At 50.7% G+C, this 12,090-nt stretch carries 12 protein-coding genes; 10 read left to right on the top strand and 2 right to left on the bottom strand.

Translation table 11 applies throughout. From position 1 onward, the window contains the following. The first annotated feature begins 169 nt into the window (after positions 1-169). The 3 genes from ACTQZS_RS09340 (at position 170) to htpG (ending at position 4,541) form a co-directional block, all read left to right on the top strand. Positions 170-856, top strand: a complete 687-nt coding sequence (locus tag ACTQZS_RS09340; protein ID WP_441475567.1) for an HAD family hydrolase — start codon at positions 170-172, stop codon at positions 854-856. Further along, positions 846-1,676, top strand: a complete 831-nt coding sequence (locus ACTQZS_RS09345; protein WP_441475568.1) for an HAD family hydrolase — start codon at positions 846-848, stop codon at positions 1,674-1,676. The genes ACTQZS_RS09340 and ACTQZS_RS09345 overlap by 11 nt, the downstream gene beginning before the upstream one ends. Before the next feature lie 570 nt (positions 1,677-2,246). Beyond that, positions 2,247-4,541: a molecular chaperone HtpG gene (htpG, locus tag ACTQZS_RS09350; protein ID WP_441475569.1), complete on the top strand. Its 2,295-nt coding sequence runs from the start codon at positions 2,247-2,249 to the stop codon at positions 4,539-4,541. Between the two features lie 160 nt (positions 4,542-4,701). Here htpG and ACTQZS_RS09355 read toward each other — a convergent pair whose 3' ends face one another. Continuing rightward, positions 4,702-5,217 carry a DUF5721 family protein gene (locus ACTQZS_RS09355; RefSeq protein ID WP_441475570.1) on the bottom strand — a complete coding sequence of 172 codons (516 nt, stop codon included), beginning with the start codon at positions 5,215-5,217 and terminating at the stop codon, positions 4,702-4,704. Positions 5,218-5,424: 207 nt separating this feature from the next. Here ACTQZS_RS09355 and ACTQZS_RS09360 point away from each other — a divergent pair, with 207 nt between their 5' ends. Further along, positions 5,425-5,802, top strand: coding sequence for a hypothetical protein (locus ACTQZS_RS09360; RefSeq protein ID WP_441475571.1), 378 nt, complete (start codon positions 5,425-5,427; stop codon positions 5,800-5,802). Positions 5,803-6,182: 380 nt separating this feature from the next. On the opposite strand, the gene ACTQZS_RS09365 is transcribed toward ACTQZS_RS09360, so the two are convergent. Further along, positions 6,183-6,383, bottom strand: coding sequence for a cold-shock protein (locus ACTQZS_RS09365; RefSeq protein ID WP_441100673.1), 201 nt, complete (start codon positions 6,381-6,383; stop codon positions 6,183-6,185). A 348-nt stretch (positions 6,384-6,731) separates the two neighbouring features. On the opposite strand from ACTQZS_RS09365, the gene ACTQZS_RS09370 reads away from it, so the two are divergent. From ACTQZS_RS09370 to ACTQZS_RS09395, 6 genes are all read left to right on the top strand, one after another. Beyond that, entirely contained in the window at positions 6,732-8,030 is a 1,299-nt protein-coding gene (locus tag ACTQZS_RS09370) for a dihydroorotase (RefSeq protein WP_441475572.1), read from the top strand. Further along, entirely contained in the window at positions 8,023-8,952 is a 930-nt protein-coding gene (gene pyrF, locus ACTQZS_RS09375) for an orotidine-5'-phosphate decarboxylase (RefSeq protein WP_441475573.1), read from the top strand. The genes ACTQZS_RS09370 and pyrF overlap by 8 nt, the downstream gene beginning before the upstream one ends. Positions 8,953-8,977: 25 nt before the next feature. Further along, positions 8,978-9,844: a dihydroorotate dehydrogenase electron transfer subunit gene (locus ACTQZS_RS09380; RefSeq protein ID WP_441475574.1), complete on the top strand. Its 867-nt coding sequence runs from the start codon at positions 8,978-8,980 to the stop codon at positions 9,842-9,844. Positions 9,845-9,898: 54 nt separating this feature from the next. Further along, positions 9,899-10,816, top strand: a complete 918-nt coding sequence (locus ACTQZS_RS09385; RefSeq protein ID WP_441475575.1) for a dihydroorotate dehydrogenase — start codon at positions 9,899-9,901, stop codon at positions 10,814-10,816. Positions 10,817-10,959: 143 nt separating this feature from the next. Beyond that, entirely contained in the window at positions 10,960-11,655 is a 696-nt protein-coding gene (gene pyrE / locus ACTQZS_RS09390) for an orotate phosphoribosyltransferase (RefSeq protein WP_441475576.1), read from the top strand. Positions 11,656-11,661: 6 nt separating this feature from the next. Then, positions 11,662-11,985, top strand: coding sequence for a hypothetical protein (locus tag ACTQZS_RS09395; protein ID WP_441475577.1), 324 nt, complete (start codon positions 11,662-11,664; stop codon positions 11,983-11,985). The last annotated feature ends 105 nt before the right edge of the window (positions 11,986-12,090 follow it).

Consider the following 12,090-nt stretch of genomic DNA (forward strand, 5'->3'; position numbering starts at 1 on the left):
AAAGCGAAATCATGGATAGAGAAGCTGCCCAAAATAGACTCGCGGGAAGCAGAATCACGGGACGCAGAGCCCTGGAATACGGATTTACGGGAAGAAAATTGCGGAACGCGGAACCTTGGGAAGCGTTATACACTGGGGAATATCGGAAAAGAGAAAGGGAGAGCAGGAAATGATAAAGGCATGTATTTTTGATCTTGACGGCACGCTTACAAAGACGCAGGAGTCCATTGCGCGTCCGGTCAATATGACACTGGAGCATTTCGGGCTCCCTGCGATGCCGGTGGAGAATTACAATTACTACGCGGGGGATGGCCTTGATAATGCGCTCAAAAGGGCACTGAAGGATGCGGGCGATCCGGAGCTGAAATATTATGAGGAGGGAAGACCGCTGTGCCGGAAATGGTTTGTCGAGAATTCGCTGTATCATGTGAAACCTTACCCGCACATTGTGGAGATGCTGAAAGAGCTGAAGAAACGGAAGATCCGTCTTGCAGTATTTTCCAACAAGATGCATCAGGGAGCAATCGATGTGGTGACGGCGATCTTCGGACTGGACACCTTCGACCATATTCAGGGACAGACCGACACTGTGCCGATCAAACCGAATCCGCAGGGCGTCTATGAGATCCTCAGGGAGTTCGGGGTGGATAAGAATGAGGCACTGTACTTTGGTGACACCAATACCGACATGCTCACGGGCCATAATGCCGGCCTTTTTACCGTCGGGGTGACCTGGGGGTTCCGTCCGAGAACAGAGCTTGAGGAATATCGGGCAGACGATATTGTCGATGATCCTCTGGAGATCGTTGATCTTGTGGATCGTTTCAATTCGAGGGGAAAGGAAAATGTCAGATAAAAGAATTCCATCGATAAGAATTCCGTCGAATATCCGTCTCATTGCAAGCGATTTGGACGGGACGCTGCTTCAGGGAGACGCACAAAGGCTGAAACCCAATACCTGCGAGCTGATTCACAGGCTGACTGACAGAGGAATTATTTTTCTTGCGGCGAGCGGAAGACAGTATGCCAATCTGCAGAGACTCTTTGCCCCTGTTCGCAGCGAGATCGCGTATCTCTGCGAGAACGGCTGCCTCAGCTTCTATGAAGGCGAGATGGTGCACAGAGTGACGATGGACCGGGCGCTTGGACAGGAGATTATGCGGGAGATCATAAGGACGCCGTCCGCCGAGGTGCTCCTGTCGGGAGTGAATACAAGCTACATTCAGCCGAAGGATATGAGCTACTACTATCATATGCGCGATGTGGTCGGCAACAATGTCACACTGGTGCCGGATATTCTGAAGACGGAGGAGCCGTATTTCAAGATTTCCATTTATGAGAGGAACGGCCTTACCGATGAGGAAGTAGCATTCTGGCAGGAAAGATTCGGAAGATACGCAACGGTTGTTACGGGCGGAAACGACTGGCTCGATATCATGCCGCTTAATGTGAATAAGGGAACCGGAATCCGGAAACTGCTGGAGAAGCTTGATATCCGTCCGGAGGAATGTATGGCGTTCGGGGACAACTACAATGACATGGAGATGATGAAGCTGGTTGGATGGCCGGTTGCGGTAGACAACGCTAAGCCGGAAATTCTCGGCGCTAGCCGTGACCATACGCCGACGGTAGAGGAATATCTTGAGAAGATATTGTCGGGCGATTTTACCGGATAATCTTGCTTCGCACCGCTCCATGCTCATACCTGTTGTCGTCGCTAATGTTCTTACCCACTGGTGAGCAAGCTCCCCGTGAGCCAAGAACATTGCGACTGGACTTATACAGTACCGGCTATACGATACATTGTGCCACACACTGTATAAGTCCCCGCGTCACTTCGCTGCTTCGCAGCTTCCGTGCCGCTAACAGGTATGAGCACTTCCGTGCCGCTTACGCGTCACTTCGTGTTCATACCTGTTGTCGTCGCTAATGTTCTTGCCCACTGGTGAGCAAGCTCCCCGTGAGACAAGAACATTGCGACTGGACTTATACAGTACCTTGCTAGCACTCGACAAAATCGAGTGCTAATTTTTTCTTGACTTTCTGTAATAAGGGTACTAATATAACACTTGTCGGGTATAAAATGAATACCGGTCATAATGACAGAAATCACAGCCGGAATGGTCCGTGAAGTCGGGTTTCCACAGACAGCGGATCATCAGCGGCGATAACATAGATATCCGTTTTCCTGACGGGGATATGTCACGAAAATGAAGGATTAAAAGTGAAAAGGAGTGTGTATTAGTATGGAAATGAGACATGGAAATCTGTCGATTAACAGCGACAACATTTTTCCAATAATCAAGAAATGGATGTATTCGGATAAGGATATCTTTATCCGGGAACTGATTTCGAATGGATCCGATGCCATAACCAAGAGAAAAAAACTGGATGCCGTAGGCGAGGTAAGGCTTCCGGAGGGATATAAGCCGAAGATCACCGTATCGGTTAACGATAAGGAAAAAACACTGAAATTCATCGATAACGGAATTGGTATGACAGCGGACGAGGTAATCCGCGACATCACAGAGATCGCCTTCTCCGGCGCGACGGAGTTCCTGGAAAAGTATAAGGATAAGGCGGACAGCGACCAGATCATCGGACATTTCGGACTCGGATTCTACTCAGCATTCATGGTAGCGGATCTGGTGGAAATCGATACATTGAGTTTCCGGGAGGGCGCGGAAGCTGTTCACTGGGAGTGTGACGGCGGAACAGAGTATGATATGAGCGAGGGAACGCGAACCGAGGCCGGAACGACAATCACGCTGCATTTGGCAGAGGATAGTCTGGAATTCGCTAACGAGTATAAGGTGCGTGAGACTCTGGAGAAATACTGCTCCTTCATGCCGGTAGAAATCTATCTCGAGAACGAGACAAAAGAGCCGGAGACAGAGATCATCGATGAAAAGGATCTCAAGGATACCGATGTTGTCATTGAGCATATCCATGAGGACGCGAAGTACGAGGAGAAGAAAAATGATAAGGGCGAGACCGAAAAGGTCGAGACCAGCCCGGAGAAAAATCAGGTAAAGATTCAGAAGCGGCCGGTATCCATCAGTGATACGCATCCACTGTGGACAAAACAGCCCAGTCAGTGCACGGATGAGGAGTACAAGGAATTTTACCGCCATGTATTCCTGGATTACAAGGAGCCGCTGTTCTGGATTCATCTGAATATGGATTATCCGTTCCGCCTGAAGGGCATTCTGTACTTCCCGAGAATCAACACGGAATACGAGTCCATTGAGGGAAAAATCAAGCTGTACAACAACCAGGTATTCATCGCGGACAATATCAAGGAAGTTATCCCGGAATATCTGCTCCTGCTCAAGGGCGTGATTGACTGCCCGGATCTGCCGCTCAATGTCTCCCGTTCCGCGCTTCAGAATGACGGTTTCGCGCAGAAGATTTCCGATTACATCTCAAAGAAGGTTGCGGACAAGCTCTCAGGCATGTGCAAGACCAAGAGAGAAGAATATGAGAAATACTGGAACGACATCAGTCCGTTCATCAAGTTCGGAACGCTGAAGGATCCCAAGTTCTCTGAGAGAATGATGGATTACATCCTCTATGAGGATCTCGACGGCAAGTATCACACGCTGAAAGATATCATCGCCGCCAATACTCCTGAAAAGACTGAGGAAGAGAAAACAGGGGGAAGCGCAGAAGACAAGAGCAAAGCAGCAGATGCGAAGGAATCTGAGACGGGTGCCGATGGTGAGAAGAAGCCTGAGGCAGAAGCTTCAGAAGAGAGTAAATCCGGTGAGGCGGATCAGAAGGACGACAAGAAGGATGCGCCGAAGATCACGATCTATTATGTGACAAATGAGGTGCAGCAGAGCCAGTACATCAACATGTTCCGGAGCCAGAAGAAACAGGCTTATAAGCTGGTTCATACCATCGACGCTCCGTTTATCTCCCATGTGGAGCAGCTGAATGAAAATCTTCATTTCCAGAGAATCGATGCGGATCTCACCGATGATATGAAGGAAGACAGTGAATCCCTGAAGGAAGAGAGCAAGGATCTGCAGGAGCTCTTCCGCAAGGTTCTGAACAAGAGTCAGCTGTCCGTCCGGGTGGAGAATCTGAAGGATCCCAGTGTTTCAGCCATGGTCACGATCTCCGAGGAGATGCGCCGTTATAGCGAGATGATGCGCATGTACGGAATGGCGGACAAGAACATCAACGTGGATGAACTCGAGGGACAGCAGACACTTGTTCTGAATGCAAAGCATCCGCTTGTGAAATATGTATTCGAGCATAAGGCATCCGAGGATGTCAGCCTCTTCTGTGAGCAGCTTTATGATCTGGCAGTTATCAGCAACCGCGCTCTGACTCCGGATGAGATGACAAAGTTCATCAGCAGGAGCAATGAGATCATGGTAAAGCTTGCAGAGAACGCGAAGCCAGCGGGAAAAGCCCAGATCAAAAAGGCGGATACAGCAAAGAAAGAAGTGAAAGCGTCGGAGAAGAAGGACACCAAGGCACCGGCCAAGAAGACTTCAAAGGAATCAAAGGACGAGAAGAAATCTGAATAAGCAAGATTGAAAGCAGAGCGGGATAAAAACGCGAGGTGGGCGTTTTTCCCGCTCCTTTTGTGTTCGTGCAAAACATTTTCCTGGTATTCGTATAAAATATTTCCTTGTATTTACACAAAAAACACATTCCGGTATTTGTACAACAACAATTTAAAGGTGATCAGTCGAGCCCGCAGGCGGTGAAAAATTTCTGCACATACCGGTCCCACGCCTGGTCAACGGAGTGATCCAGCGTAAAGACCCGGAGGGAGGATCCGGTAGTTACTGTCAGTGTCTGATTCCGGTATTGAATGTTCAGGAACAGTCCAAGGATATCATCCGGATCGTAATTCAGTTCGTTCTTTTCCATAAAACGCCGGATCTGTCCGGCACTCAGCTGGAAGACAAAACGGAAGGAGAGAGGAAGCCTCCGGCCTTTCAGGATCTGTACACAGAAGGAGCGGATATCCTTCCAGTGCACCAGAGGTTCCCGGTGTGTCTGTGTGTCCGTGGCTTTATTCGTGATTCCGCCATCTGAAGCGTCGCCCTCATAATATTCGGGGTGAGCCTGACCGTCGATGGAAAATGTGGTAAAGGTTGTGATCTGCGCTTCCGAGACCAGAAAACGGTCGAACGCTTCCTTCAGAAGAAGGTGATTCATGAAGCTGCCGACATGTTCAATCTGTAATGCGATCATAGTAAAAACCTCCGAAATACAGTATCCATTATAATAGACTTCCGGGTATCTCACAATCCGGGAATTTACGGATTGTGCTTTGCATTTGATTGGAATTGTTGTATACTGTTTACATTGGGCCGACGCAGGAATTATGGCAGATGCTGAGAAATTTCTGCCCGAATCAGCCGGAGCCCGGATCAAGAGACAGGTAAGGAGTATGTTGGAATGAGTCAGGAAAAGGTCGATTTATATAAGGAAGAGAAAAAGAACCGCAAGAAAATCATGCGGAGAGAAAAGATCAGAACGAGACTGACCGTAGTTGCGGTTGTAGTAGTTTTCGGTTTCCTGATCGGCTGGTTCAGCTGGGCAGTTTATAATAACGTAAAGAACAATCAGGCAACCACGGCAAAGGCAACGACGACGGAGCTTGACCTCTCTGCCATCGAGTCCTACACGACAGCTTTGAACAGCTATGTCACAGAGCAGAAGACCGGTTCAGACAGCACTTCAGCTGAAGCATCATCTGCGACAGCATCCGACAGCAGTGAAGCCGCATCAGCTTCTTCTGACGCATCCGTATCATCGGCGTCGGCTGCGCAGTGACGGATTCCGGCAGAACGAGAGAATGATTTCTCCCGTCAATGCCCTTAAGTGCCATGCATGACAGCAGTCATAGAAGAAGTGCAGGCATAAAAGATATTTTACAGCAGCAGCCATAGGGACTATGTATGGCAGCAATAATATAGCACAAGATCTACAAGGCGTTCTGCGAGAGCAGGGCGCCTTTTTGAGATGAGACAGCAGAAAAAAACCGCCTTCCGGAGCGGAAGACGGTGATTTTTCGATTGAACTGATTATTACGTGTGCAAACACTTGATGCGTAACTTAATATCTCTATATATAAATCAATGCTTCAAAATGCTGTAACAAGAAAAGCAATTCTTTCGATGTCTGGATTAGTGATTCGGGTTCATTCGCTGAAATTACAGTTTAACAACGTTTGCTGCCTGCATTCCCTTTGCGCCTTCAACCAGATCATAGGAAACAGCCTGGCCCTCGTCCAGAGATTTGAATCCCTCACCCTGGATTGCTGAGAAGTGAACAAATACGTCCTTTCCGTCCTCACCAGTGATGAAACCATAACCTTTTTCAGCATTGAACCACTTAACAGTGCCCTTGTTCATTTGAAGTACCTCCATACTTACTAAGAAAAATAATGAATCGGTGAAGCTTTCACCGTGATTTGATTATAGGTTTGAAAGGTCGAAAAGTCAAGAATATTTGAACAATTCGGCTTTCTTTTCAGTGGCCCCTTCAACAGCCTCCGGGGCAGTATCGGCAAAGTTTTTCCGCCTTTTTCACGCTTTTTTCCGGGAGCTCATTTCAATGTCCAGGCGAAGTGAGATCCTTGAATTCTCAGGCACCATCTTGTATACTGTAAACGGAAATTTATGCCCGGGACAGGAAAGGCACAAAAGAGGGTTTGATGAAATCCGGCCGGATGTCCCTCATACGGAAAGGCAGAAATCATTATGGATACAATTCTGATTAGAAACGGCAGAATCATCGATCCGGACACCCGTTTTGACGGCATCGCTGATCTCTATCTGTCGGGAGGAAAAATCACCAGAGTCGCGAAAAATATAACAGAGAAGGCGGACCGGGAGATCGATGCAAGGGGCATGTGGGTCATGCCCGGGCTGATCGATCTGCATGTGCATCTTCGTGATCCGGGACTTACCTGGAAGGAAGATGTGACCACCGGCTCGAAGGCGGCGGCCAGAGGAGGCATCACCACCATCGTCGCAATGCCAAATACAAAACCGGTTTGTGACAGCCCGGACCGCATCGACTATGTGATGCATAAGGCGGAGCATACCGCGTCGATCCATGTGCTTCAGGCCGGAGCGGTCACTGAGGGGCAGGCCGGTGAAAAGCTGGCAGATATCAGAGGAATGGCGGAGCATGGAATCCCCGCTGTTTCCGAGGACGGAAAATCTGTCATGAACGCCGAGCTTGCGCGGGAGGCAATGAAAATCTGCCGTGAACTGAACATTCCGTTTCTGGATCACTGCGAGGACAGGAATCTCGTTCAGGGCGGCTGTGTGAATGCGGATGAGATATCCAGAGCTGAGGGCCTGCCCGGTATCACAAATTCGGTGGAGGATGTCATCATCGCGAGAGATATGATCCTTGCTCATGAGACAGGCACGCATCTTCATCTCTGTCACTGCTCCACGAAGGGAAGCTACGAGATGCTGAAGGCGGCAAAAGAAAAAGGCTGGGATGTGTCCGGCGAGGTCTGCCCGCATCATTTCATTCTGACGAGCAGCGACAGAGTGCACGGCGACACGAACTACAAAATGAATCCGCCGCTGCGCACCGAAGAGGACAGGAAGGCACTCTGCAGGGGACTGGCTGAGGGAGTATTTGAGGCAATCAGCACGGATCATGCGCCCCACACGCGCGAGGAGAAGGATCAGCCCATGGAAAAGGCCCCCTTCGGCATTGTCGGTCTGGAGACCTCTGTCGCGCTGACGATCACATATCTGGTCAGAACCGGTATCCTGACGCCAATGCAGATGGCGGAGCGGATGAGCGCCGGTCCGGCGAAAATTCTGCATCTGGATCAGAGGGGATCTCTAGCAGAGGGCAAGGAAGCGGATATAACGATCATCGATCCCGATGTATCCTATAAGATTGACGCGCGGGAATTTGAATCCCGGGGAAAAAATACACCGTTTGACGGCTGTGAGGTTACCGGCCGGGTCGACACCACGATCTGCGGCGGGAAAATCGTATATCAGAAAGGAAGAATGTACTATGATTAATCGCCTGATTCAGAACATCAGAGAAAAGAACGCGCCGGTGGTCGTCGGTCTGGATCCGATGCTTTCCTACGTGCCGGAATCTATCCAGAGAAAAGCATTCCATCAGTACGGAGAAACGCTGGAAGGCGCTGCGGAGGCAGTCTGGGAGTTCAACAAGGAAATTGTAGATGCAACCTTCGATCTGATCCCTGCGGTGAAGCCGCAGGTCGCGATGTATGAGCAGTTCGGCGTACCGGGGATGGCTGTTTATGAGAGAACAGTTTCATATTGCCAGAGCAAGGGTCTTGTCGTGATCGGAGATGTGAAACGCGGCGATATCGGATCAACCTCTGAGGCCTACGCCGTCGGCCATCTCGGGCATGTGAAGGTCGGAAATAAAGAGTACTCCGGTTTCCATGAGGATTTTGCAACGGTCAATCCTTATCTGGGAAGCGACGGCATCAATCCTTTTATCAAGGTCTGCCGCGAGGAGAAGAAGGGAATATTTGTTCTCGTGAAGACGTCAAATCCGTCAAGCGGAGAGTTCCAGGACCGGCTGGTGGATGGCAAGCCTCTGTATGAGATGGTCGGTGAAAAGGTAGCTGAGTGGGGACGCGAGGCGATGGGCGATGAATACAGCTATATCGGCGCCGTTGTAGGAGCAACCTATCCGGAACAGGGAAGAATGCTCCGGAAAATCATGCCGAAGACCTTCATACTGGTTCCGGGATACGGTGCGCAGGGTGGAAAAGGCGCCGATCTCACTGACTTTTTCAATGAGGACGGACTCGGCGCGATTATTAATTCCTCCCGCGGAATCATCTGTGCATACCGGAAGGAAGAATATGCGGAGTATGGCGAGGACCATTTCGCGGATGCCTCCAGGGCGGCGGTTGTCGACATGATCCGGGATATCAACAGTGCTCTGGAAGCAGTCAGATGAATCTTTGAAAGGACAGCGAAAACATATGAAAGTAAAGGAGACGGCAACAATCGTCAGCCAGAACCGGATCAGCGACGGCATATATGACATGGTTCTCCAGGCGCCGGGAATTTCCGGCGAGGCAGTTCCCGGACAGTTTGTAAATGTTTTTCTCAATGACAAAAGCAGACTGCTTCCGCGGCCGATAAGCCTCTGCGGAATAGACGCGGACCGGCAGACGATCCGGCTCGTCTACCGCGTTTCCGGGGCGGGAACGGATGAGATGGCGCAGATGAGTGCCGGTGAAAAGCTGGAGATTCTGGGACCTCTCGGCAATGGCTTCCCGCTCGAGGAAGCGGCGGGGAAGAGAGTGTTTCTGATTGGCGGAGGAATCGGAGTTCCGCCGCTTCTGGAAACGGCGAAAGTACTTTCCGAAAGCGCGGCACTTGATGAGGAACAGTCAGATGTGATTGAAGATGAGCAGAGAGTTTCCGAAAAGTCCGACGGAGTCAATGCGAAGATTCGTGATACAGAGGTGATCAGCGTCATCGGTTATCGCAGTGACTGCTTTCTGAAGTCCGAATTTGACCGGTACGGCGATACGATCATCGCGACGGAAGACGGAAGCGTGGGAACGAGAGGAAATGTAATGGACGCGATCCGTGCCGATGGAAGGAAGCCGGAGGTGATTTTTGCCTGCGGACCGCTTCCTATGCTCCGCGCTCTGAAGGGCTGGGCGGAAAAGGAGCAGATACCGTGCTGGGTTTCGATGGAGGAGCGGATGGCTTGCGGAATCGGCGCCTGCCTCGCATGTGTCTGCAGGACACGGGAGATCGATGAGCATTCCCAGGTGAAGAATACCAGGGTCTGCAAGGACGGACCGGTGTTTAATGTGATGACTCTGGATCTCTGAGAGATTATCCGAGCACATGGCAGGAAAACCAGAAGCAGCTGGAGGCACAGATAGATGGGAACAACGAACAGACTTAGCGTGAAGATCGCCGGGATTGAATTGAAAAACCCGGTCATGACCGCGTCCGGAACTTTCGGGTCCGGCGAGGAATACAGTGAATTTATAGACTTGAACGGACTCGGAGCCGTTGTCACAAAGGGAGTGGCCAATGTGCCGTGGCCCGGCAACCCGACACCGAGGGTGGCCGAGGTGTACGGCGGCATGTTGAATGCCATCGGTCTCCAGAATCCGGGTGTTGAGGTCTTCTGCAGGAGAGACCTTCCATTTTTGAAGAAATACGACACAAAAATCATCGTAAATGTCTGCGGCCATTCGGTCGAGGAATATACGGAAGTGGTGGAACGGCTGGCGGATGAACCTGTGGATATGCTGGAGATCAATATCTCCTGCCCGAACGTCAGAGAAGGAGGAATTGCCTTCGGAACGGTTCCGTCTGTCGCGGAAAAAATCACAAAAGCATGTAAGAAAGTGGCGAAGCAGCCGATCATCATGAAGCTCAGTCCGAATGTCACCGATATCGGAGAGATGGCCAGGGCAGTGGAGGCAGGCGGCGCAGACGCGGTTTCGCTTATCAATACCCTGACCGGTATGAAAATCGATGTGAACCGCCGGAAATTTGTCCTGGCGAACAGGACCGGAGGCATGTCCGGGCCGGCCGTAAAGCCGATTGCCGTCCGGATGGTCTATGAAGCGGCGCATGCGGTACATGTTCCGGTCATTGGAATGGGCGGTATCGCGTCCGCGGAGGATGCACTGGAATTTATTCTCGCGGGAGCGACGGCTGTGTCGGTGGGAACCGCGAATTTCATAAATCCGCGCGCAACCCTGGATGTTGTCGCGGGAATCGAACGATACCTGGAAGAAAATGGAATCGACAGCGTACAGGATCTGGTCGGCGCAGTTGAGGAATGATGTGCGGCAGTACTGATACTGAAAGATCCGGGGGCGATGGGCAGCATGGATCTGCTCACATGAGGTGTGAGGCGATGGGCTTATCCGCCGCGGCAGACCGGTGCAGCCGGTCTCCTGGAGATTGGAAGGAGCGACAGATAAAGATGGAAGAATACAAAAAACAGTTTATTGATTTTATGATTGACAGTCATGTGCTGAAGTTCGGAGACTTTACGCTGAAAAGCGGAAGAAAATCGCCTTTCTTCATGAATGCCGGCGCGTATGTAACCGGATCGCAGCTGAAGAAGCTCGGCGAGTTTTATGCAAAAGCCATTCATGACAGCTACGGGCTTGACTTTGATATTCTCTTCGGACCTGCATACAAGGGGATTCCGCTCTCGGTTGTAACCGCGATCGCCATCAGTGAGCTGTATGGTGTCGATGTGAAGTACTGTTCCAACCGGAAGGAAGCGAAGGATCACGGCGGCGACAAGGGAATTCTTCTGGGGAGCGAAATCAGGGACGGAGACCGGGTTGTCATCATCGAGGACGTGACCACCTCCGGAAAGTCGATCGAGGAAACTTTCCCGATTATCCAGGCGCAGGGCGATGTGCAGATCAAGGGGCTCATGGTATCCCTGAACCGCATGGAGCGTGGAAAAGGAACCAGAAGCGCGCTTTCGGAGATCACTGAAAAGTACGGATTCCCGGCAAAGGCCATTGTCTCGATGGCCGATGTCTTCCGCTATCTCGGAGAAAATCAGCAGGCAGGACGAATGACGCTTACGGATGAACAGAAGCAGGCGATCCGGAGCTACTACGCGCAGTACGGCGCAGAGGAATATCAGGGGTTGTTCTGAGGCGGCATGATTAAGAAGAAAAATGTAAAATATACTTTTATCAAAAAGGATAAATTTACGGACACCAGAGTATCACTGACACTCTCGGTGATCTCGTTAGGCGTGCTTCTGGTAACGGTTCTGATCTCCTTTATTGTGCAGGCGCAGGGCGGGATTGCACTCGGCTGCGCGGGGCTGATCGCGATGCTTTTTTCCTTCTACGCGTTTTACCTGGGTATGCGTGCGCTGTCGGAAAAATCCGAGAGCGTTCAAAGAGGAACCTTGGCGGCACTTGCCTCAGGAATCATGTCGATCCTGTGGGTTGTGCTTTTCCTGTTGGGCATTCATTAAAGAAAGCAGAGGCAGAAAGCAGAAAATACATAAGCGCCGATTAAGGTGCCTGCAGAAATGGGGACAGGATATATCGGCGCCAATGTGCGTCAGAAGAAGGACCGT

The sequence above is a fragment of the Bilifractor sp. LCP19S3_H10 genome, from assembly GCF_052119185.1.
Classification (GTDB): Bacteria; Bacillota; Clostridia; order Lachnospirales; family Lachnospiraceae; genus Bilifractor.

Excerpts from the sequence above, each read along its gene's own strand:
- ACTQZS_RS09340 (WP_441475567.1), top strand. The coding sequence starts at position 170 with ATGATAAAGGCATGTATTTTTGATCTTGACGGCACGCTTACAAAGACG.
- ACTQZS_RS09345 (WP_441475568.1), top strand. The coding sequence starts at position 846 with ATGTCAGATAAAAGAATTCCATCGATAAGAATTCCGTCGAATATCCGT.
- htpG (WP_441475569.1), top strand. The coding sequence starts at position 2,247 with ATGGAAATGAGACATGGAAATCTGTCGATTAACAGCGACAACATTTTT.
- ACTQZS_RS09355 (WP_441475570.1), bottom strand. The coding sequence starts at position 5,217 with ATGATCGCATTACAGATTGAACATGTCGGCAGCTTCATGAATCACCTT.
- ACTQZS_RS09360 (WP_441475571.1), top strand. The coding sequence starts at position 5,425 with ATGAGTCAGGAAAAGGTCGATTTATATAAGGAAGAGAAAAAGAACCGC.
- ACTQZS_RS09365 (WP_441100673.1), bottom strand. The coding sequence starts at position 6,383 with ATGAACAAGGGCACTGTTAAGTGGTTCAATGCTGAAAAAGGTTATGGT.
- ACTQZS_RS09370 (WP_441475572.1), top strand. The coding sequence starts at position 6,732 with ATGGATACAATTCTGATTAGAAACGGCAGAATCATCGATCCGGACACC.
- pyrF (WP_441475573.1), top strand. The coding sequence starts at position 8,023 with ATGATTAATCGCCTGATTCAGAACATCAGAGAAAAGAACGCGCCGGTG.
- ACTQZS_RS09380 (WP_441475574.1), top strand. The coding sequence starts at position 8,978 with ATGAAAGTAAAGGAGACGGCAACAATCGTCAGCCAGAACCGGATCAGC.
- ACTQZS_RS09385 (WP_441475575.1), top strand. The coding sequence starts at position 9,899 with ATGGGAACAACGAACAGACTTAGCGTGAAGATCGCCGGGATTGAATTG.
- pyrE (WP_441475576.1), top strand. The coding sequence starts at position 10,960 with ATGGAAGAATACAAAAAACAGTTTATTGATTTTATGATTGACAGTCAT.
- ACTQZS_RS09395 (WP_441475577.1), top strand. The coding sequence starts at position 11,662 with ATGATTAAGAAGAAAAATGTAAAATATACTTTTATCAAAAAGGATAAA.